Annotated in this window: 18 protein-coding genes; 4 read left to right on the forward strand and 14 right to left on the reverse strand. The window is 69.9% G+C overall.

Annotated features, from left to right (window positions below; translation table 11 throughout):
* Positions 1 to 3: 3 nt before the first annotated feature.
* From zwf to pgl, 3 genes are read left to right on the forward strand one after another with little or no spacing between them, the layout of a single operon-like run.
* Entirely contained in the window at positions 4 to 1,545 is a 1,542-nt protein-coding gene (gene zwf, locus FLP23_RS08680; protein ID WP_149325490.1) for a glucose-6-phosphate dehydrogenase, read from the forward strand.
* A 52-nt stretch (positions 1,546 to 1,597) separates the two neighbouring features.
* A complete protein-coding gene (locus FLP23_RS08685; RefSeq protein WP_149325491.1) occupies positions 1,598 to 2,560 on the forward strand; it encodes a glucose-6-phosphate dehydrogenase assembly protein OpcA in 963 nt (320 codons plus the stop codon).
* Complete coding sequence (gene pgl, locus FLP23_RS08690; protein WP_149325492.1) at positions 2,557 to 3,360, forward strand: 6-phosphogluconolactonase; 804 nt, start codon at positions 2,557 to 2,559, stop codon at positions 3,358 to 3,360. The genes FLP23_RS08685 and pgl overlap by 4 nt, the downstream gene beginning before the upstream one ends.
* Before the next feature lie 10 nt (positions 3,361 to 3,370).
* On the opposite strand, the gene FLP23_RS08695 is transcribed toward pgl, so the two are convergent.
* The 13 genes from FLP23_RS08695 to coaE form a co-directional block, all read right to left on the reverse strand.
* On the reverse strand, positions 3,371 to 3,730 hold the full coding sequence (locus FLP23_RS08695; protein ID WP_149325493.1) for an RNA polymerase-binding protein RbpA: 360 nt from the start codon (positions 3,728 to 3,730) through the stop codon (positions 3,371 to 3,373).
* Between the two features lie 33 nt (positions 3,731 to 3,763).
* Positions 3,764 to 4,027, reverse strand: a complete 264-nt coding sequence (secG, locus tag FLP23_RS08700; RefSeq protein WP_149325494.1) for a preprotein translocase subunit SecG — start codon at positions 4,025 to 4,027, stop codon at positions 3,764 to 3,766.
* Between the two features lie 86 nt (positions 4,028 to 4,113).
* Entirely contained in the window at positions 4,114 to 4,911 is a 798-nt protein-coding gene (gene tpiA / locus FLP23_RS08705) for a triose-phosphate isomerase (RefSeq protein ID WP_149325495.1), read from the reverse strand.
* Entirely contained in the window at positions 4,902 to 6,134 is a 1,233-nt protein-coding gene (locus FLP23_RS08710) for a phosphoglycerate kinase (protein WP_149325496.1), read from the reverse strand. Before FLP23_RS08710 ends, tpiA begins: the two co-directional genes overlap by 10 nt.
* 6 nt (positions 6,135 to 6,140) lie before the next feature.
* On the reverse strand, positions 6,141 to 7,148 hold the full coding sequence (gene gap, locus FLP23_RS08715) for a type I glyceraldehyde-3-phosphate dehydrogenase (RefSeq protein WP_149325497.1): 1,008 nt from the start codon (positions 7,146 to 7,148) through the stop codon (positions 6,141 to 6,143).
* A 93-nt stretch (positions 7,149 to 7,241) separates the two neighbouring features.
* Positions 7,242 to 7,868, reverse strand: a complete 627-nt coding sequence (locus FLP23_RS08720) for a superoxide dismutase (RefSeq protein ID WP_149325498.1) — start codon at positions 7,866 to 7,868, stop codon at positions 7,242 to 7,244.
* A gap of 23 nt (positions 7,869 to 7,891) precedes the next feature.
* A complete protein-coding gene (gene whiA / locus FLP23_RS08725) occupies positions 7,892 to 8,869 on the reverse strand; it encodes a DNA-binding protein WhiA (protein ID WP_149325499.1) in 978 nt (325 codons plus the stop codon).
* A 49-nt stretch (positions 8,870 to 8,918) separates the two neighbouring features.
* On the reverse strand, positions 8,919 to 9,794 hold the full coding sequence (gene rapZ / locus FLP23_RS08730) for an RNase adapter RapZ (RefSeq protein ID WP_149325500.1): 876 nt from the start codon (positions 9,792 to 9,794) through the stop codon (positions 8,919 to 8,921).
* On the reverse strand, positions 9,791 to 11,707 hold the full coding sequence (uvrC, locus tag FLP23_RS08735; RefSeq protein WP_149325501.1) for an excinuclease ABC subunit UvrC: 1,917 nt from the start codon (positions 11,705 to 11,707) through the stop codon (positions 9,791 to 9,793). The genes rapZ and uvrC overlap by 4 nt, the downstream gene beginning before the upstream one ends.
* A gap of 4 nt (positions 11,708 to 11,711) precedes the next feature.
* Positions 11,712 to 14,624 (reverse strand): excinuclease ABC subunit UvrA, encoded by a 2,913-nt coding sequence (gene uvrA, locus FLP23_RS08740; RefSeq protein WP_210414034.1) that lies wholly within the window; start codon positions 14,622 to 14,624, stop codon positions 11,712 to 11,714.
* A 34-nt stretch (positions 14,625 to 14,658) separates the two neighbouring features.
* A complete protein-coding gene (locus FLP23_RS08745) occupies positions 14,659 to 15,087 on the reverse strand; it encodes a VOC family protein (protein ID WP_149325503.1) in 429 nt (142 codons plus the stop codon).
* 2 nt (positions 15,088 to 15,089) lie between these two features.
* The gene (uvrB, locus tag FLP23_RS08750) at positions 15,090 to 17,168 is read right to left on the reverse strand and encodes an excinuclease ABC subunit UvrB (protein WP_149325504.1); all 2,079 of its coding nucleotides are present in this window, start codon (positions 17,166 to 17,168) and stop codon (positions 15,090 to 15,092) included.
* Positions 17,169 to 17,177: 9 nt separating this feature from the next.
* Entirely contained in the window at positions 17,178 to 17,795 is a 618-nt protein-coding gene (gene coaE / locus FLP23_RS08755) for a dephospho-CoA kinase (protein WP_149325505.1), read from the reverse strand.
* Positions 17,796 to 17,915: 120 nt separating this feature from the next.
* Here coaE and FLP23_RS08760 point away from each other — a divergent pair, with 120 nt between their 5' ends.
* The gene (locus tag FLP23_RS08760) at positions 17,916 to 18,518 is read left to right on the forward strand and encodes a DUF4126 domain-containing protein (protein ID WP_149325506.1); all 603 of its coding nucleotides are present in this window, start codon (positions 17,916 to 17,918) and stop codon (positions 18,516 to 18,518) included.
* Between the two features lie 67 nt (positions 18,519 to 18,585).
* Here the strand turns inward: FLP23_RS08760 and rpsA are convergent, their stop codons facing one another.
* A complete protein-coding gene (gene rpsA / locus FLP23_RS08765; RefSeq protein WP_149325507.1) occupies positions 18,586 to 20,046 on the reverse strand; it encodes a 30S ribosomal protein S1 in 1,461 nt (486 codons plus the stop codon).
* Positions 20,047 to 20,051: the final 5 nt, after the last annotated feature.

A 20,051-nucleotide genomic window follows, 5' to 3' on the forward strand; every position in this document is an offset into this window, starting at 1 on the left:
GCGATGCCGGTGGAGATCTCGCGGGGCTCGAACCCGCTCCGGCTCCCCTCCGACCGGCGGCTCAACCGCATCGCCGGCCCGTCGAGCCTCATCATCTTCGGCGTGACGGGTGACCTGTCGCGCAAGAAGCTGATGCCGGCGGTCTACGACCTCGCCAACCGGGGACTGCTGCCGCCGGGGTTCGCCCTCATCGGCTTCGCCCGCCGCGACTGGGTCGACCAGGACTTCGAGAAGGTCGTGCACGACGCGGTCAAGCAGTACTCGCGCACCCCCTTCGACGAGGATGTCTGGCGTCAGCTCAAGCAGGGCTTCCGCTTCGTGCAGGGCGAGTTCGACGACGACGCGGCCTTCGACCGCCTCAAGGAGACCCTCGCCGAGCTCGACGCGAGCCGCGGCACGATGGGCAACCACGCCTTCTACCTGTCGATCCCGCCGAAGTCGTTCCCGCTCGTCACCGAGCAGCTGCGCCGTTCGGGCCTCGCGGCTCAGACACCGGGCAAGTGGCGTCGCGTCGTCATCGAGAAGCCCTTCGGGCACGACCTCGCCTCGGCGCGCGAGCTCAACGACGTCGTCGAGTCGGTGTTCCCCGCCGACAGCGTGTTCCGCATCGACCACTATCTCGGCAAGGAGACGGTCCAGAACATCCTGGCGCTGCGCTTCGCCAACCAGCTCTACGAGCCCATCTGGAACGCCAACTACGTCGACCACGTGCAGATCACGATGGCCGAGGACATCGGCGTTGGCGGCCGCGCCGGGTACTACGACGGCATCGGCGCCGCGCGCGACGTCATCCAGAACCACCTGCTGCAGCTGCTGGCCCTCACGGCGATGGAGGAGCCGGTGTCGTTCGACGCCGCCGATCTGCGCGCCGAGAAGGAGAAGGTGCTCTCGGCGGTGCACCTGCCGAAGGACCTCTCCACCGCCACCGCGCGCGGGCAGTACGCGGGCGGATGGCAGGGCGGCGAGAAGGTGCTCGGGTTCCTCGAAGAGGACGGCATGAACCCGCAGTCGGTCACCGAGACCTACGCGGCGCTCAAGCTCGAGATCAACACGCGCCGCTGGGCGGGCGTGCCGTTCTACCTGCGCGCCGGCAAGCGCCTCGGGCGCCGGGTGACGGAGATCGCGGTCGTCTTCAAGCGCGCGCCGCAGTACCTGTTCGCCGAGAGCCAGACCTCGGCCCTCGGCCAGAACGCGCTCGTCATCCGCGTGCAGCCCGACGAGGGCGTCACGATCCGCTTCGGCTCCAAGGTGCCGGGGGCGGGCATGCAGGTGCGCGACGTGACGATGGACTTCGGCTACGGCCACGCCTTCACCGAGGCGAGCCCCGAGGCCTACGAGCGTCTCATCCTCGACGTGCTGCTCGGCGACCCGCCGCTGTTCCCGCGCCACGAGGAGGTCGAGCTGAGCTGGAAGATCCTGGACCCGGTCGAGGAGTACTGGGCCGGGCTCGACGGCGCGCTCGAGCAATACCAGCCGGGCACCTGGGGCCCGTCGTCCGCCGACGAACTGCTCGCGCGCGACGGCCGCACCTGGCGCCGGCCATGATGCGACAGGCCCCGGGCTCTCGCATCCCCACACGGCACATCCGGAGAGAACCATGATCGTCGATCTTCCCGACACCACGACGAGCGCGCTGTCGAAGGCGCTCGTCAAGATCCGCGAGGAGGGCGGCGCGGTCGCCCTCGGGCGCGTGCTGACCCTCGTCATCGCGACCTCGCTCGGTGAGGAGGAGGAGGTCATCGAGGCCGCCAACGACGCCTCCCGCGAGCACCCCATGCGCGTCATCGTGCTCTCGCGTCGGCGTGAGCCGGTCGAGGAGGAGCCGCGGCTGGACGGCCAGATCCGTGTCGGCGGCGACGCCGGGGCGAGCGAGGTCATCGTGCTGCGCGCCTACGGCGCGGCGGCCTCCGACGAGGAGGGGCTCGTGACGAGCCTGCTGCTGCCGGACGCGCCCGTCGTCGTCTGGTGGCCGAGCGCGGCACCCGCCTCGCCCAGCACCTCGCCGCTCGGTCGCATCGCGCAGCGCCGCATCACGGACGCCGCAGAGGCCGCCGACCCGGTCGGCGCGCTCACCACCATCGGGCGGCACTACCAGCCCGGCGACACCGACTTCGCATGGACGCGACTGACCCTGTGGCGCGCGCAGCTGGCCGCCGTGCTCGACCAGCCGCCCTACGAGCCGGTCACCGCGGTCACCGTGAGCGGGGCGTCCGACTCCCCCTCGACCGAGCTGCTCGCCGCCTGGCTGCGGCTGCAGCTGCAGGTGCCGGTGACGCTGCAGGTGACGAGCCCCGCGCTCGGCTCGAGCGGGATCCACGGGGTGCGCCTCGAGCGACCCTCCGGCCCGGTCGACCTCGAACGCAACACCGCCGCCGTCGCGACGCTCGTGCAGCCCAACCAGCCCACCCACGACATCTCGCTGCCGCGCCGCAGCCTGCGCGACTGCCTGGCCGAGGAACTGCGTAGGCTCGACCCCGACGACCTCTTCGGTGAGGTCGTCGTGAAGGGGCTGGCGCTCCTCGAGACGCCGGCCGACAAGGTGGGGACCGGAGCCAGATGACCGAGACCGAGCGGCGCGTGCGCGTCTACGACGACAAGAACGTCCTGGCGAACGCGGTCGCCGCTCGGTTCCTCAAGAGAATCGGCGAGATCCTCGAGGCGAAGTCGGAGGCGCACATCGTGCTCACCGGCGGATCGATGGGCGAAGCCGTGCTCGCGACGGTCGCACGCGCCAAGGCGCGCGACAAGGTCGACTGGTCGCGCGTGACCTTCTGGTGGGGCGACGAGCGCTACCTGCCGAGCGGCGATCCCGAACGCAACGAGACGCAGTCGCGCCGCGCCCTGCTCGACAGCCTGGGGGTGGCCCCCGAGCGCATCAAGGCCTTCCCGGCGCTCGGCGAGCACGCGACGATCCAGGAGGCGGCGGACGCCTACGCGGCCGAGCTCGCCGCGGCGGCTCCCGAAGGTGCGCGGTACCCGCACTTCGACCTGACTTTCCTCGGGGTCGGCGGCGACGGTCACATCGCCTCGCTCTTCCCCGAGCACGACGCGATCCGCGATCGCGAGCACGTCGTTCTGGCCGAGACCGACTCCCCCAAACCGCCCGCCGAGCGGCTCACGCTCACCCTGCCGGTGCTGAACTCGTCGGAGCGGATCTGGCTCGTCCTCGCGGGGTCCGACAAAGCGGGTGCGCTGGGGCTCGCCCTCGCCGAAGCGAGCCCGAACGAGGTGCCGGTCGCGGGCATCGGCGGTCGAGCGCGCACGGTGTTCTTCGTCGACAAGGATGCCGCGGCCGAGGTGCCGGAGAACCTCCTCGAACGCGAACGGTACTGGACCGCCGCGCACGACGTGCGGGGCTGAGAGCCCTCGATCAGCGGGCGGTGCCGCGCCGCTCCCGGAGCTGCTGCAGCGCCTCGTCGAGGATCTGCTCGGCCTCCGCCTCGCTGCGGCGCTCCTTCACGTAGGCGAGGTGCGTCTTGTACGGCTCGGTCTTCGCGAGCTGCGGAGGGTTCTCCCTGTCGCGACCGGCCGGGAGCCCCGTCGAGGGGCTGTCGATGACATCCGGGATCTCCTCGGCGGGGAGATTCGCCGCGAAGTAGCGCACGGTCTCGTTGCCCTGGGCGTCCCAGTAGGAGATCGCGACGCGATCCGCGTGATACCCGCGGTCCTGCTCCCCCATGGGGCCGGATCCGACGCGGGATCCCCGGATAGCGCTACCGCCCGATGCCATGCTGTCTCCTCGTGGTGGTGGAAGGAGCCGGCGTCAGGCGCCGACGCCGAACTTGGTGAGCAGGCCCAGCACGACGATCGACACGAACCAGAGCAGGCCGAGCGCGACCGTGATGCGGTTCAGGTTGCGCTCCGCGACGCCGGATGCGCCGAGGTTGCTCGTCACGCCGCCGCCGAACATGTCGGAGAGCCCACCACCGCGGCCCTTGTGCAGCAGGATCAGCAGGGTCAGCAGAAGGCTGGTGATGCCGAGCAGGATCTGGAAGGCGACCTGCATGATCGACCAGAGAACTTCCATGGGACTACTTTCCGGTGAGAAACGAGCGGCCGGGGGCCGGTTATCGGGCTGTGTGGGCCGAGGATCAGTATAGGCGAGGGCTCGCGCTACAGCGTGCCGACGTGGCTCTTGAAGCGCACGATGCTCGCGAACTCCTCGAGCTGCAGGCTCGCACCGCCGACGAGGGCGCCGTCGACGTCCGGCTCCTTGAGGAAGCCGGCGATGTTCGCGGCCTTCACGGAACCCCCGTAGAGGATGCGGGTCGCGGCGGCCGCCTCGTCGCCGAGGACCTCCGCGACGACGGCGCGCAGCGCCTCGCAGACCTGCTGGGCCTGGGCGCTCGTGGCCGCCTGACCCGAGCCGATCGCCCAGACCGGCTCGTAGGCGACGACGATCTCCGAACCCGCGACGACTCCCTCGAGCGCGATGCGCAGCTGTGCGACCGGGACGGCGCTCGGTCCGTGCGTCTCGAGGTCCTCGGCGGTCTCGCCGACGCAGATGATCGGCACGAGACCGTGACGGTGGGCCGCGGCGACCTTCGCGGCGATGAGCTCATCCGTCTCGCCGTGGTACTGGCGACGCTCGGAATGCCCGATGATGACGTACCTCGCGTCGAGGGCGGCGAGGAAGGCACCCGAGATCTCACCCGTGTAGGCACCGGAGTCGTGCGCCGACAGGTCCTGGGCGCCGAAGGCGATCGGGAGGTCGTCGGCCGACACGAGGGTCTGCACCGAGCGGAGGTCGGTGAACGGCGGGAACACCGCGACCTCGACCGAGCCGAAGTCGAGGTTCGCGTCGCGCAGGCTCCAGGCGAGCTTCTGGACGAAGGCGATCGACTGCAGGTGGTCGAGGTTCATCTTCCAGTTGCCCGCGATGAGCGGGGTGCGGGCGCCGGTCACTGCCATCCGAGGACCTCCAGTCCGGGGAGCTTTTTGCCCTCGAGGAACTCGAGGCTCGCGCCACCGCCGGTCGAGACGTGGCCGAACTGATCGTCGGCGAAGCCGAGCTGGCGGATCGCGGCGGCGGAGTCGCCCCCGCCGACCACTCCGAGGCCCTCGACCCGGGTGAGTGCTTCGGCGACAGCGCGGGTGCCGGCCGCGAAGGCGGGGAACTCGAACACGCCCATCGGGCCGTTCCAGAACACGGTCTTCGAGGCGCTCACGCGCGCCGCGAAGGCCGCTGCCGTGTCGGGACCGATGTCGAGTCCGATGCCGGAGGCGCCGAAGGCGGTGTCCTCGATGGCATCGGCGGCGGCCACCACGTGCTCCGCGTCCGCCGAGAAGCCGGAGGCGACCACGACATCCGTCGGCAGCACGAGCTCGACGCCGAGGCGCTCCGCCTCGGCGAGGTAGCCGCGCACGGTGTCGAGCTGGTCCGCCTCGAGGAGGCTCGACGCCACCGCGTGACCCTGTGCCGCGAGGAAGGTGAAGAGCATGCCGCCGCCGACGAGCAGGGCGTCCACGCGCGGCAGCAGGTGGCCGATGACACCGAGCTTGTCGGAGACCTTCGAGCCGCCCAGCACGACCGTGTAGGGCCGCTCCGGGCTCTCGGTGAGCCGGTCGAGCACCTCGAGCTCGGTCTGGATGAGCAGACCGGCGGCGCTCGGCAGCGACGCGACGAGCTCGTAGACGCTCGCCTGCTTGCGGTGCACGACACCGAAGCCGTCGGACACCACGACATCGCCGAGCTCGGCGAGCTGGTTCGCGAAGGCCTGTCGCTCGGCATCCGACTTCGAGGCCTCCCCCGCGTTGAAGCGGAGGTTCTCGAGCAGCACCACGCCGGGAGCGGCCGCGTTCGCGATCGTCGACGCCGCGACGGGACCGACGGTCTCCGGCGAGAACGCGACCTCCCGCCCCAGCAGTTCGCCGAGGCGCACCGCGACGGGCGCGAGCGAGTATTTCGGGTCGGGTGCGCCCTCCGGACGACCGAGGTGGCTCATCACGACGACCTGGGCACCGCGGGCGAGCAGCTCGCGGATGGTCGGGACGGACGCGCGGACGCGCCCGTCATCCGTGATGACGCCGTCCTTGAGCGGGACGTTGAGGTCGCAGCGCAGCAGCACGACCTTGCCCGAGAGGCCCTCGTCGCCGAACTGCGCGGCGAGGCTCTCGATCGTACGGAGGGCCATCGACGCTTAGAGCCGCTCGGCGACGTACTCGGTGAGGTCGACGAGACGGTTGGAGTAGCCCCACTCGTTGTCGTACCACGCCGACAGCTTCACCTGGTCGCCGATGACGCGCAGCAGGCCCGCGTCGAAGATCGACGAGTGCGGGTCGGTCACGATGTCGCTCGAGACGATCTCGTCCTCGGTGTACTTGAGGATGCCCTTGAGCTTGCCCTCGGCCGCCTCCTTGTAGACCGCCTTGATCTCGTCGACGCTGGCCGACTTGGTCGCGGTGACGGTGAGGTCGGTGATGGAGCCGGTGGGGACCGGGACGCGCAGCGCGAAACCGTCGAGCTTGCCGATGAGCTCGGGCAGCACGAGGCCGATCGCCTTCGCCGCACCGGTCGAGGTGGGGACGATGTTGATGGCGGCGGCACGGGCGCGACGGAGGTCGCTGTGCGGGCCGTCCTGCAGGTTCTGGTCGGCCGTGTAGGCGTGCACCGTGGTCATGAGGCCGCGCTCGATGCCGAAGGCGTCGTTGAACACCTTGGCCAGGGGGGCCAGGCAGTTGGTGGTGCACGAGGCGTTCGAGATGATGTGCTGCGTCGCCGGGTCGTAGCTGTCCTCGTTGACGCCGATGACGAAGGTGCCGTCCTCGCCGGTGGCCGGGGCCGAGATGAGGACCTTCTTCGCGCCGCCGCCGTCGATGTGCTTGCGGGCGTCGTCGGCCTTGGTGAAGCGGCCGGTGGACTCGATGACGATGTCCACGCCGTAGTCGGCCCACTTCAGGTTCGCGGGGTCGCGCTCCTCGAAGACGCGGATCGCCTTGCCGTTGACGAAGATCTGCTCGCCGTCGAAGTCGACCTCGGCGTCGAGGCGCCCGGTGACCGAGTCGTACTTGAGCAGGTGCGCGAGCGTCTTGTTGTCCGTGAGGTCGTTCACGGCCACGATCTCGAGGTCGCTGCCCTGGGCGAGGGCGGCACGGAAGTAGTTGCGACCGATCCGGCCGAAGCCGTTGATGCCGATCTTGACGGACACGAGTTCTCCTTGATGTGCGCCGGCGGCGCGAGGTGTCTGAGTGGTGTGGTGAGAGAGGGATGGCCGGGGCGCGGGCCCCGGCCACCTCGCCTGCTACGACAGTAGCAGCAGCCCCGCCCCGCCCGAGCGCGCGGCCTCGAAGCGGGCGCCGGCGTCGGCCCAGTTGGCGATGTTCCAGAAGGCCTTCACGTAGTCGGCCTTGACGTTCACGTAGTCGAGGTAGAAGGCGTGCTCCCACATGTCGAGCTGCAGGATCGGCGTGATGCCGAGCGGGGTGTTGTTCTGCTGGTCGTAGAGCTGGTGCACGAGCAGCCGCGAGCCCACCGGATCCCAGGCCAGCACGGCCCAGCCGGAGCCCTGCAGGCTGTTCGCGGCGGCGCTGAAGTGGCCGACGAACTTGTCGAAGGAGCCGAAGAACTCGTCGATCGCGGAGGCGAGTTCGCCGACCGGCTTGTCGCCGCCGTCCGGCGAGAGGTTCTTCCAGAAGATCGAGTGGTTGACGTGGCCGCCGAGGTGGAACGCGAGGTCCTTCTCGAGCTTGGGCACGTTGCCGAAGTCGCCCGTCTCGCGCGCCTCCTCGAGCTTCTCGAGGGCGGTGTTGGCGCCCGCGACATAGGTGGCGTGGTGCTTGTCGTGGTGCAGTTCCATGATCCGGGCGCTGATGCTCGGCTCGAGCGCCGCGTAATCGTACGGCAGCTCCGGAAGGCTGTAGACGGCCATGGTTCTCCTTCTTCCTGTGGGATCTATTCGTCGAAGTCGGGCGGAAGGTTGGCATCCGTTCCGGGGATGCCGAGGTCCGAGGCGTGCTTGTCGGCCATCGCGAGCAGTCGCCGGATGCGTCCGGCGACGGCGTCCTTCGTCATGGGCGGATCGGCGTAGTGGCCGAGCTCGTCGAGGCTCGCGTCGCGGTGGCCGAGGCGCAGCTCCCCCGCGTAGCGCAGGTGCTCGGGCACCTCGTCGCCGAGGATCTCGAGGGCGCGCTCGACGCGCGCGCAGGCGGCGACGGCGGCCTGCGCGGAGCGGCGGAGGTTCGCATCGTCGAAGTTCACCAGGCGGTTGGCGGTCGCCCGCACCTCGCGGCGCTGGCGCAGCTCCTCCCACGCGGTCACCGCCTGGACGGCGCCCATGAGCCGGAGCATGGCGGCGATCGCCTCGCCCTCGCGGATCACCACGCGGTGCACGCCGCGCACCTCACGCGCCTTCGCGGGGATCTTGAGGCGCCCGGCGGCCCCGACGAGGGCCATGGCCGCCTCGTTGCCGGGGCAGATCACCTCGAGCGCCGCGGAACGCCCCGGGTCGGTGAGGGTGCCGCGGGCCAGGAACGCCCCGCGCCAGATGGCTGCGAGATCCTCGCGGGATCCCGTCGTGAGCCGGTTGGGGAGCCCGCGGATGGGGCGACGGCGGGCATCGAGCAGCCCGGTCTGCCGGGCCAGGGTCTCCCCGCCGTCGACGACGCGCACGACGAAGCTCGTCGTCTTGTGCGGGCCGCTCGCGCCGATGACCTTGCCTTCGCTCCGCACGCCGTACAGCTCCGCGAGGTCCCGGCGCACCCGCTGTGCGACCGCCTGCGAGTCGAGCTCCGACTCGACCGCGATGCGCCCCGAGATGATGTGCAGACCACCGGAGAAGCGCAGCAGCGCCGCGAGCTCCGCGGCGCGCACGCTCGTCTTGCCGACCTCGACGGCGACGAGTTCGTCCTTGACGTCCGCCGTCAGTGCCACGCGCTCATCCCTCGTCTTTCCTTGATGCTTGCCGGCGGCCGGTGATCGTTCACTCGCGCCCCAGGTCGCGATGCCGCACGGTGACGGAGACCCCGGGGAGCGCTCGGAGGCGACTCGCCATCTCTTCGGCGATCGCGACGGAGCGATGCTTGCCGCCTGTACACCCTACGGCGATCGTAGCGTGACGCTTGTTCTCGCGTCGGTACCCTTCGGTGACCGCGGCCAGCGCCGCGACGTAGTGGGCGATGAACTCCTCCGCCCCCGGCTGCCCGAGCACATACGACCGCACGGCGTCGTCGAGGCCGCTCTGCGGGGCGAGCTCCGGCACCCAGTACGGGTTCGGCAGGAAGCGGATGTCGGCGACCATGTCGGCATCCGCGGGCAGGCCGTACTTGAAGCCGAAGCTCATGAGGGTGAGCCGCAGACTCGGTGCGGAGTCCTCGCCGAACAGCTCCCCGATCCGGGTCGCGAGCTGATGGATGTTGAGCTCGGAGGTGTCCAGCACGAGATCGCTGTGCTCCCGCAGCCCGGCCATCCGGGCGCGCTCCGCCAGGATGCCGTCGAGGAGCGTCCCGTCGCCCTGCAGCGGATGCGGTCGCCGCACCTGCTCGAACCGCCGCACGAGGGCGGCATCGGTCGCGTCGAGGAACACGACGCGCGCGCGATCCGATTCGCGCAGCTCGGCGACGAGCTCCTGCGCGTCGGCGAACATCCGCCCGCCGCGCACGTCGACGACCGCCGCGATGCGCGGGATCGCCTCACCCGTGTGCGCGCCGAGGTCGACGAGCGGGCGCAGCATCTGCGGAGGCAGGTTGTCGACCACGTACCAGCCGAGATCCTCGAGGGCGTTCGCGACCGTCGAGCGGCCCGCCCCCGACATGCCGGTCACGATCAGCATCTCGCGCCCGTCGCTGCCCTCGGTCATGCCTCGTCTTCCTGTCGCCCGCCGCCCGCGGGGCTCGACGCCAGCCTAGCGACGATCGTCTCGGCGAGCTGGGGCCCGATGCCCTTCACCTCGGCGATGGCCTCGACGTCCGCCGCCCTCAGGCGCGCGACGGAACCGAAGTGCCGAAGCAGCTCCTTCGAACGCGTGGGACCGAGTCCGGGGATCTCGGAGAGCACGGTGCCGATGTCGGCGCGCCGCTTCTGGCGCTGGAAGGTGATCGCGAAGCGGTGAGCCTCGTCGCGGATGCGCTGCAGCAGGAACAGGGCCTCGCTCCCCCGCGGCAGGATGACGGGGAACTCGTCGTCGGGGAGCCAGACCTCCTCGAGGCGCTTCGCGATCCCGACGACCGGCAGATCGTGGATGCCGAGCTCCTCCAGGGTGCGCGCTGCCGCCTGCACCTGCGGTTGACCGCCGTCGACGATGATGAGCCCCGGACGGTAGGCGAAGCGCCGACGCGGGCGGGTGCCGTCGCCCTCGCCCTCCTCGGTGCGCTCGTCCTCGTCGAGCCGGGCCAGCCGGCGTCGCAGCACCTGGGCGAGCGACTCGGTGTCGTCGACCGTGCCGGCCACCGCGAACTTGCGGTACGCGCTCTTCTTCGGCAGCCCGTCCTCGAAGACCACCATCGACGCCACGACGTTCGTGCCGCCGAGGTGCGACACGTCGTAGCACTCCATCCGCAGCGGCGCCTCGTCGAGCCCGAGCGCATCCTGCAGCTCGGTGAGCGCCTGGGTGCGCGCCACGTAGTCGGCCGTGCGCCGGGTCTTGTAGAGCGCGAGGGCCTGCTTCGCGTTCAGGGTCGCCGTCTGCAGCACGGCCGCCTTGTCGCCCCGCTGAGCGGTCTTGAGCGAGACCTTGCCGCGCCCGCGGCGTTCGGCGAGCCAGAGCTCGAGCGCGGGTGCGTCGTCGGGGAGCACGGGCACCACGATCTCGCGCGGCGGCGGCTCGTTCTCGTAGGCGGTCTCGAGCACCGACTCCACGAGCTCGCCCGCAGCGATGTCGAGCTCCTTGTCGACGACCCAGCTGCGCACGCCGCGCACGCGGCCGCCGCGCACCACGAACTGCTGCACCGCCGCGGCGAGCTCGTCCTCCTCGATGCCGAACACGTCGACCTCCGTGTTCTCCGGGAGCACGACCGCGCTCTTCTCGAGCACGTTCTCGAGCGCCTGGATCCGATCGCGGATCTTCGCGGCCCGCTCGTACTCGAAGGCGTCGGAGGCGTCCTTCATCTCGCGTTGCAGGAGGGTGATGACGCGCCGGTCGTGGCTCGCCATGAAGGCGACGAACTGCTCGACGATCTCGCGGTGCTCCTCGATCGTCACCTTGTGCGAGCACGGTCCGCCGCAGCGCCCGATCTGCCCCGGGAAGCACGAGCGGCCCGTCTGCATGGCCCGCCTGTAGCTCGAGTCCGAGCAGGTGCGGATCGGGAAGGCCTTGATCATCAGGTCGATCGTCTCGCGCACGGCCCACACCTTCGGATACGGACCGAAGTAGCGCGCTCCCGGGATGCGGCGGTTGCGCGACACCATGACGCGCGGCGCCTCGTCACCCAGCGTCACGACGAGGTACGGGTAGGTCTTGTCGTCGCGGAACTTGACGTTGTAGGGCGGCGCGAACTCCTTGATCCAGGTGTATTCCAGCTGCAGCGCCTCGACGTCCGAGCCGACGACGGTCCACTCCACCTTGGATGCCGCGAGCACCATATGACGCGTGCGCTCGTGCAGGCTCCGGAGCGGCTGGAAGTAGTTGGCGAGCCGTTGGCGCAGGTTGACGGCCTTGCCGACGTAGAGGATGCGGCCAGAGGCATCCGAGAAGCGGTAGACACCGGGTGCCGCCGGGATCTCGCCCGCCTTCGGTCGCCACGGCAGCACGTCCGCCCGCGGGGACGGCGTCATCTGCTCAGCCCGCCTTCCGGCGCCCTCGGCCCGCCGCCTCCGAGTCCAGCAGCTCGGCGAGGAAGGTGCCGGTGTGGCTCGCGGAGTTCCGGGCGAGCTGCTCGGGGGTCCCGGTGGCGATCACCTGCCCGCCGCCGGAGCCGCCCTCGGGACCGAGGTCGACGATCCAGTCGGCGCTCTTGATGACGTCGAGGTTGTGCTCGATGACGATGACCGAGTTGCCCTTGTCGACGAGCCCGCCCAGCACCTCGAGCAGCTTGCGCACATCCTCGAAGTGCAGTCCCGTCGTCGGCTCGTCGAGCAAGTAGATGCTGCGGCCGTTGGACCGTTTCTGCAGCTCGGTCGCGAGCTTCACGCGCTGCGCCTCTCCCCCGGAGAGGGTCGTGGCGCTCTGCCCGAGCCGCACGTAACCCAGGCCCACGTCGACGAGGGTCTTGAGGTAGCGGTGGATCGCCGTGATCGGCTCGAAGAACTCCGCGGCCTCCGAGATCGGCATGTCGAGCACTTCGGCGATGTTCTTGCCCTTGTAGTGCACCTGGAGGGTGTCGCGGTTGTAGCGCGCGCCATGACACACCTCGCACACGACGTACACATCCGGCAGGAAGTTCATCTCGATCTTGATCGTGCCGTCGCCCGAGCAGTTCTCGCAGCGTCCGCCCTTGACGTTGAAGCTGAACCGCCCCGGCTGGTAGCCACGGGCCTTCGCCTCGATCGTCTCGGAGAACAGCGTGCGGATGCGGTCGAAGACGCCCGTGTAGGTGGCCGGGTTCGAGCGCGGCGTGCGGCCGATCGGCGCCTGGTCCACGTGCACGACCTTGTCGAGGTGCTCGAGGCCGGTGACGCGCTTGTGCTTGCCGGGCACCTGGCGGGCGCCGTTGAGCTGGTTGGCGAGCACCTTGTAGAGGATGTCGTTGACGAGACTCGACTTGCCGGAGCCGGAGACTCCCGTGACGGCCACGAAGGCGCCGAGCGGGAAGCTCACCGTGACGTTCTGCAGGTTGTTGGCCTGCGCGCCCTCGACGGTCACCTGCCGGGAGCGGTCGATGGGCCGGCGCTTCGCGGGCATCGCGATCGCGCGACGGCCGGCGAGGTAGTCGCCCGTCAGGGATCCGTGGTTGTCGAGGAGGGCCGCGTAGCCCCCCGAGTGCACCACCCGGCCGCCGTGCTCCCCCGCACCCGGTCCGATGTCGACGATCCAGTCGGCGGTGCGGATGGTGTCCTCGTCGTGCTCGACCACGATGAGGGTGTTGCCGAGGTCGCGCAGCTTGACGAGGGTGTCGATGAGGCGCCGGTTGTCGCGCTGGTGCAGGCCGATGCTCGGCTCGTCGAGCACGTACAGCACGCCCGTGAGGCCGGAGCCGATCTGGGTGGCCAGTCGGATGCGTTGCGCCTCGCCGCCGGAAAGGGTCGCGGCGGCGCGGGCCATCGTGAGGTAGCCGAGCCCCACCTCGAGCAGGAACTCGAGACGCAGCCGGATCTCGCGCAGCACCTGGGCGGCGATGCGCGCCTCCCGCTCGCTCAGCTGAAGCCGATCCATGAACGCGTGGGCGTCGACGAGGCTGAGCTCGGACACCGCCGAGATGCTCTCCCCCGCGACCTGCACCGCGAGCACCTCGGGCTTGAGGCGCTTGCCGTCGCACACGGGGCACGGCACCTCGCGCAGGTACTCGCCGTAGCGCTGCTGGGACCAGTCGCTCTCGGCCTCGTGGTACTTGCGCTCGATGTACGGCATGACGCCCTCGAAGCCTGTCGAGTACTTCATGGTGCGGCCGAAACGGTTGCGCCACTGCACGACCACCTCGAAGTCGTTGCCGTGCAGGATCGCGGTGCGCACCTCGTCCGGAAGCTCGCCCCAAGGGGTGTCGAGCGAGAAGTCGAGGTCGCGGGCCAGGCCCTCGAGCAGGCGCTGGAAGTAGCTGTAGAGCCCCTTGCCGCCCTGGTTCCAGGGCAGGATGACGCCCTCGTTGAGACTGAGCTCCGGGTCGCCGACGACGAGCTCGGTGTCGACCGCCATCTTCGTGCCGAGCCCCGAGCACTCCGGGCAGGCGCCGAAGGGCGCGTTGAACGAGAAGGTGCGCGGTTCGATCTCGGTGAGCTGGATCGGGTGGCCGTTGGGGCACGAGAGCTTCTCGCTGAAGGTGCGGCGCCGCGTTCGGGAGCCGGCCTCCTCGTCGACGAAGTCGATCTCGACGACACCCGAGGTGAGGCCGAGGGCGGTCTCGACCGAGTCGGTCACCCGGGTGAGCAGGTCGTCGGCGGCCACCAGGCGGTCCACGACGACGGCGATGTCGTGCTTGTACTGCTTCTTGAGCGTCGGCGGCTCGTTCAGCTGGATGAGCTCGCCGTCGACGATGGCTCGCGAGTAGCCGGATGCCGAGAGCTCCGCGAAGAGGTCGACGAACTCGCCCTTCTTCTGCGAGATCACCGGCGCGAGCACCTGGTAGCGGGTGCCCGTGGGCAGCTCCATGAGCTGGTCGGCGATCTGCTGCACCGTCTGGCGCTGGATCTTCTCACCGCAGATCGGGCAATGCGGCTCGCCGATGCGGGCCCACAGCAGACGCATGTAGTCGTAGATCTCGGTGATCGTGCCGACTGTGGAGCGCGGGTTGCGGTTGGTGGACTTCTGATCGATCGAGACGGCGGGGCTCAGACCCTCGATGAAGTCGACGTCGGGACGGTCCACCTGCCCGAGGAACTGGCGGGCGTAGGCGGAGAGCGACTCCACGTAGCGCCGCTGGCCCTCCGCGAAGATCGTGTCGAAGGCGAGACTCGACTTGCCAGAGCCGGAGAGGCCCGTGAACACGACGAGGGCGTCGCGCGGGATCTCGAGGTCGACGTCCTTGAGGTTGTGCACGCGCGCACCCCGCACGCTCAGCTTCTGGCTGCCGGGAACAGGGGTGATCGACACTGAACCCATTCTACGGACGGCGTCCGACATCCGGCTGGCTGTGTCAGCCGGGCAGCCGCACCGAGCCGTCGGCCTCGAGCTCCCACCCGGGGTTGTGGGCCACCTCCCAGGGGTGGCCATCGGGGTCGACGAAGACACCCGAGTAGCCGCCCCAGACGGTGGCGGCACCGGGGCGCCCGATCCGAGCGCCCGCGGCCTCCGCCTGCGCGAGCACGGCGTCGACGAGCGCGGGACTCTCGACGTTGTGGGCGAGCGTCACGCCGCCCCAGCCGCCGCCGTCGGCGACCGCGGAGTCCTCCGCGAGCTTCCCCCGATCCCAGAGCGCGACGACCATACCGCCCGCCGGGAAGAAGGCGACCTCCCCGGGGAGCGACTGCGCGGCATTCTCCCGCCAGCCGAGCGCCCGGTAGAAGGCGAGCGCTCGGGCGAGGTCGTGCACCCCGAGGGTCACGAGGCTGAGACGTTGTTCCATCGTCATTTCACGTGCCCGGCGGCGACCATGCTGCGGAGCTCCTTCTTGAGATCGGAGAGCTCGTCGCGCAGTCGCGCCGCGAGCTCGAACTTGAGCTCGCCCGCGGCCTGCAGCATCTGCTCGTTGAGGTCGGAGATGAGGGATTCGAGCTCGGCGGCCCCCGAGGCCCCGACACCTTCGCGCCGCAGCTTCGGGGTGGGCGAGGTCCGCTTCGAGCCGTCGCCTCCCGTGCGCCCGGCGAGCAGCTTGGCCGTGTCGGCCTCCTCGCGGGCGAGCACCTCCGTGATGTCGGCGATGCGCTTGCGCAGCGGTTGCGGATCGATCCCGTGCTCGACGTTGTAGGCCACCTGCTTCTCGCGGCGACGGTCGGTCTCCTCGATGGCGAACCTCATCGAGTCGGTGAGGTTGTCGGCGTACATGTGCACCTCGCCCGAGACGTTGCGGGCCGCGCGGCCGATCGTCTGGATGAGCGAGGTCGAGGAGCGCAGGAAGCCCTCCTTGTCGGCGTCGAGGATCGCCACGAGCGACACCTCGGGCAGGTCGAGGCCCTCACGCAGCAGGTTGATCCCAACGAGCACGTCGTAGACGCCCGCACGCAGCTCGGTGAGTAGCTCGACGCGGCGGAGGGTGTCGACATCGGCGTGCAGGTAGCGCACCCGCACGCCCGCCTCGGTGAGATAGTCGGTGAGCTCCTCGGCCATCTTCTTGGTGAGGGTCGTGACGAGCACGCGCTCGTCGCGCTCGGCGCGGATGCGGATCTCCTCGAGCAGGTCGTCGATCTGGCCCTTGCTGGGCTTCACCACGATCTGCGGGTCGACGAGCCCGGTGGGGCGGATGATCTGCTCGACGACGCCGTCGCTCATCCCCAGCTCGTACTTGCCCGGGGTCGCCGAGAGGTACACCTTCTGCCCGACGCGGTCCAGGAACTCCTCCCAGCGCAGCGGACGGTTGTCGAGCGCGCTCGGGAGCCGGAAGCCGTGCTCCACGAGGGTGCGCTTGCGGCTCGCGTCGCCCTCGTACATCGCGCCGATCTGCGGCACCGTCACATGCGACTCGTCGATCACCACGAGGAAGTCGTCGGGGAAGTAGTCGAGCAGGGTGTTGGGCGGCTCGCCCGGCGCCCGGCCGTCGATATGCCGCGAGTAGTTCTCGATGCCGTTGCAGAAGCCGATCTGCTCCATCATCTCGAGATCGAAGCCCGTGCGCATCCGGAGGCGCTGCGCCTCGAGCAGCTTGCCCTGCTTCTCGAGCTCGGGCAGCCGCTCCGCGAGCTCCTCCTTGATGGTGCGGATGGCGCGGTGCATCGCCTCGGGGCTCGCCGCATAGTGCGTCGCCGGGAAGATGGAGATCGAGTCCATGGTGCGGATCACGTTGCCGGTGAGCGGGTGCAGCGCGTAGAGCGCCTCGATCACGTCGCCGAACATCTCGATGCGGATCGCGAGCTCCTCGTAGACGGGGATGATCTCGATCGTGTCGCCGCGCACCCGGAACTTGCCGCGCGAGAAGTCCACGTCGTTGCGCTCGTACTGCATGTCGATGAAGCGCCGGATGAGGCGCTCACGCGGGATGCGCTCCCCCACCTGCAGCGCGACCGTCGCGCCCAGATACTCCTCGGCGGCGCCGAGACCGTAGATGCACGACACCGTCGAGACCACCACGACGTCGCGCCGGCTCAGCAGCGCGTTGGTGGTCGAGTACCGCAACCTCTCGACCTCGGCGTTGACCGAGCTGTCCTTCTCGATGAAGGTGTCGGTCTGCGGCACGTACGCCTCGGGCTGGTAGTAGTCGTAGTAGCTCACGAAGTACTCGACGGCGTTGTTCGGCATGAGCTCGCGGAACTCGTTGGCCAGCTGGGCGGCGAGCGTCTTGTTGTGGGCGAGCACGAGCGTGGGGCGCTGCACCTGCTCGATGAGCCAGGCCGTGGTGGCCGACTTGCCGGTACCCGTGGCACCGAGCAGCACGATGTCGGACTCGCCGGCCTGCACGCGATGCGCGAGCTCGGCGATCGCCGCCGGCTGGTCGCCGCTCGGCGTGTACTCGCTCACCACCTCGAAGGGGCGGACCGACCGCGTGGGCTCCATGCCTCCAGCCTAGGCAGCGCCCCCGACACCGCGCAGGGTGGGCCACAGTGCGTCCACCTGCGCGATGGTGTGCTCGAGCGAGCCGTTCGCGTCGATGATGTCGTCGGCGATCGCGAGGCGCGCTGCCTCGGGGGCTTGCGCGGCGATCCGGCGTCGGGCCTCCGCCTCGTCCATTCCGCGCAGCCCCACCAGTCGGCGGAGGCGGGTCTCCTCATCGGCGGAGACCACGACCACCCGCTCGAACTCGTCCGCGCGTCCGCGTCCCTGCTCGTCGATCAGCAGGGGGACGTCGTAGACCACCACGGCATCCGGATCGTCGGCCAGCGCCGCCGCGAACAGCGCGCGCGAGCGCTCGCCCACGGCGGGATGCGTGATGGCGTTGAGCCGCAGTCGGGCGCCCTCGTCGCCGAACACGATCGCCCCGAGCGCCGCGCGGTCGAGGGTGCCGTCGGCCGCGATCACGCCGGGCCCGAACGCCTCGGCGATGCGGGCGAGTGCGGGGGTGCCGGGCTCGACGACCTCGCGCGCCACCCGGTCCGCATCCACGACGATCGCCCCGAGTTCGGCGAGCCGTCGCGCGACGGTCGACTTGCCGGAGGCGATGCCTCCCGTGAGCGCCACGAGCATCCCCCCATCGTGGCACGGCGCCGTGCACAACGCTGTAGCGAGAGGTAGCGCGCGGCAGTGATTCCTGGCGCCCACGGCCCAGCGCTACAGCGTTGTGCACCCGCCCCCTAGCATGGCGGTGTGCTCGAGTTGCTCACCGGTGCGGGGCTCGCGGCCGCTGCGGGACTCAACGCCTACATCCCGTTGCTCGCGATGGGGCTCGCCGCGCGGTTCGACTGGATCGGGCTGCCCTCCGGCTGGACCTGGCTCGAGAACGAGTGGGTGCTCGTGATCCTCGGCGTACTGTTCGTCATCGAGGTCGTGGCCGACAAGATCCCCGCGGTGGACTCGGTGAACGACTGGATCCAGACAATCGTGCGGCCGGCATCCGGCGGCATCGTCTTCGCGGGCGGGATCGGCACCGAGACGGTCGCCGTGAGCGACCCGGAGAGCTTCTTCTCCTCGGGGGCGTGGATCCCCGTGGCGATCGGGATCGCGCTCGCCCTCCTCGTGCACCTCGGCAAGATGGCGGTGCGCCCGCTGGCCAACGTCGCGACGGCGGGGTTGGCCGCACCCGTCCTCAGCACCGCCGAGGACGGCGCGAGCCTCGGGCTCGTGGCACTCGCCCTCCTCGCGCCGCTGCTCGTGCTCGCGGGATTCACGCTCCTCGTCGTCGGTTTCGTGCTGCTGCTGCGTTCGGCGCGGCGCCGCCGGCGCGAGCGCGCGGCGGCATCCGCGGCCTGAGACGCCGGATGGCCGGCCCCCGAGGGGACCGGCCATCCGGATGAACGCGCTGCCGGGCAGCGGGCGCTCAGGAGTTGCTGCTGAGCTTCTCGCGCAGTGCGGCGAGCGACTCGTCGTCGGCGAGGGTGCCGACCGAGGTGCTCTCCGAGGAGAACGAGTTGCCGGCGGGACGCGCCTCGAAGCTCTCCTCGACCTCGGCGGCCGCGAGGATCTGCTTCTTGTGCGACTCCCAACGGGCCTGGGCGGAGGCGTACTCCTGCTCCCAGGCGTCGCGCTGAGCCTCGAAGCCCTCGAGCCACTCGCCCGAGGTCGGGTCGAAGCCCTCCGGGTACTTGTAGTTGCCCTGCTCGTCGTACTCGGTCACCATGCCGTAGAGGGCGGCGAGGCCCGAGTCGAACTCGGTGCCGTGCGGGTCGATGCCCTCGTTGGCCTGCTTGAGGCTCAGCGAGATGCGGCGACGCTCGAGGTCGATGTCGATGACCTTGACGAACACCTCGTCGCCGACCGACACGACCTGCTCGGCGAGCTCGACGTGCTTGCCCGACAGCTCCGAGATGTGCACGAGGCCCTCGATGCCGTCCGCCACGCGCACGAAGGCGCCGAACGGGACGAGCTTGGTGACCTTGCCCGGTGCGATCTGGCCGATCGCGTGGGTGCGGGCGAAGACCTGCCACGGGTCCTCCTGGGTCGCCTTGAGCGAGAGCGACACGCGCTCGCGGTCGAGGTCGACCTCGAGGATCTCGACGGTGACCTCCTGGCCCACCTCGACGACCTCGGAGGCGTGCTCGATGTGCTTCCACGAGAGCTCGGAGACGTGCACGAGGCCGTCCACGCCGCCCAGGTCGACGAAGGCGCCGAAGTTGACGATCGAGGACACGACGCCCTTGCGGACCTGGCCCTTCTGGAGGTTGTTGAGGAAGGTCGAGCGCGACTCCGACTGGGTCTGCTCGAGCAGCGCGCGGCGGCTCAGCACGACGTTGTTGCGGTTCTTGTCGAGCTCGAGGATCTTGGCCTCGATCTCCTGGCCCAGGTACGGGGTGAGGTCGCGGACGCGGCGCAGCTCGATGAGCGAGGCCGGCAGGAAGCCGCGGAGGCCGATGTCGACGATGAGGCCGCCCTTGACGACCTCGATGACCGAGCCGGTCACCACGCCGTCGGCGTCCTTGATCTTCTCCACGTCGCCCCAGGCGCGCTCGTACTGGGCGCGCTTCTTGGACAGGATGAGGCGACCCTCCTTGTCCTCCTTCTGGAGGACGAGCGCCTCGACGCTGTCGCCGACCGAGACGACCTCGGTGGGGTCCACGTCGTGCTTGATGGAGAGCTCGCGCGAGGGGATGACACCCTCGGTCTTGTAACCGACGTCGAGGAGGACCTCGTCGCGGTCGATCTTGACGACGGTGCCCTCGATGAGGTCTCCGTCGTTGAAGAACTTGAGGGTCTTCTCGACCGCGGCCAGGAAGTCTTCAGCAGATCCGATGTCGTTGATGGCGACCTGCTTGGTGGCCGAGGCGGTCGTTGCGGTAGTCATGTAGT

This window comes from Protaetiibacter larvae (genome assembly GCF_008365275.1).
In the GTDB taxonomy this organism is placed as follows: Bacteria; Actinomycetota; Actinomycetes; order Actinomycetales; family Microbacteriaceae; genus Homoserinibacter; species Homoserinibacter larvae.

Excerpts from the sequence above, each read along its gene's own strand:
- zwf (WP_149325490.1), top strand. The coding sequence starts at position 4 with ATGCCGGTGGAGATCTCGCGGGGCTCGAACCCGCTCCGGCTCCCCTCC.
- FLP23_RS08685 (WP_149325491.1), top strand. The coding sequence starts at position 1,598 with ATGATCGTCGATCTTCCCGACACCACGACGAGCGCGCTGTCGAAGGCG.
- pgl (WP_149325492.1), top strand. The coding sequence starts at position 2,557 with ATGACCGAGACCGAGCGGCGCGTGCGCGTCTACGACGACAAGAACGTC.
- FLP23_RS08695 (WP_149325493.1), bottom strand. The coding sequence starts at position 3,730 with ATGGCATCGGGCGGTAGCGCTATCCGGGGATCCCGCGTCGGATCCGGC.
- secG (WP_149325494.1), bottom strand. The coding sequence starts at position 4,027 with ATGGAAGTTCTCTGGTCGATCATGCAGGTCGCCTTCCAGATCCTGCTC.
- tpiA (WP_149325495.1), bottom strand. The coding sequence starts at position 4,911 with ATGGCAGTGACCGGCGCCCGCACCCCGCTCATCGCGGGCAACTGGAAG.
- FLP23_RS08710 (WP_149325496.1), bottom strand. The coding sequence starts at position 6,134 with ATGGCCCTCCGTACGATCGAGAGCCTCGCCGCGCAGTTCGGCGACGAG.
- FLP23_RS08720 (WP_149325498.1), bottom strand. The coding sequence starts at position 7,868 with ATGGCCGTCTACAGCCTTCCGGAGCTGCCGTACGATTACGCGGCGCTC.
- rapZ (WP_149325500.1), bottom strand. The coding sequence starts at position 9,794 with ATGACCGAGGGCAGCGACGGGCGCGAGATGCTGATCGTGACCGGCATG.
- uvrC (WP_149325501.1), bottom strand. The coding sequence starts at position 11,707 with ATGACGCCGTCCCCGCGGGCGGACGTGCTGCCGTGGCGACCGAAGGCG.
- uvrA (WP_210414034.1), bottom strand. The coding sequence starts at position 14,624 with ATGGGTTCAGTGTCGATCACCCCTGTTCCCGGCAGCCAGAAGCTGAGC.
- FLP23_RS08745 (WP_149325503.1), bottom strand. The coding sequence starts at position 15,087 with ATGGAACAACGTCTCAGCCTCGTGACCCTCGGGGTGCACGACCTCGCC.
- uvrB (WP_149325504.1), bottom strand. The coding sequence starts at position 17,168 with ATGGAGCCCACGCGGTCGGTCCGCCCCTTCGAGGTGGTGAGCGAGTAC.
- coaE (WP_149325505.1), bottom strand. The coding sequence starts at position 17,795 with ATGCTCGTGGCGCTCACGGGAGGCATCGCCTCCGGCAAGTCGACCGTC.
- rpsA (WP_149325507.1), bottom strand. The coding sequence starts at position 20,046 with ATGACTACCGCAACGACCGCCTCGGCCACCAAGCAGGTCGCCATCAAC.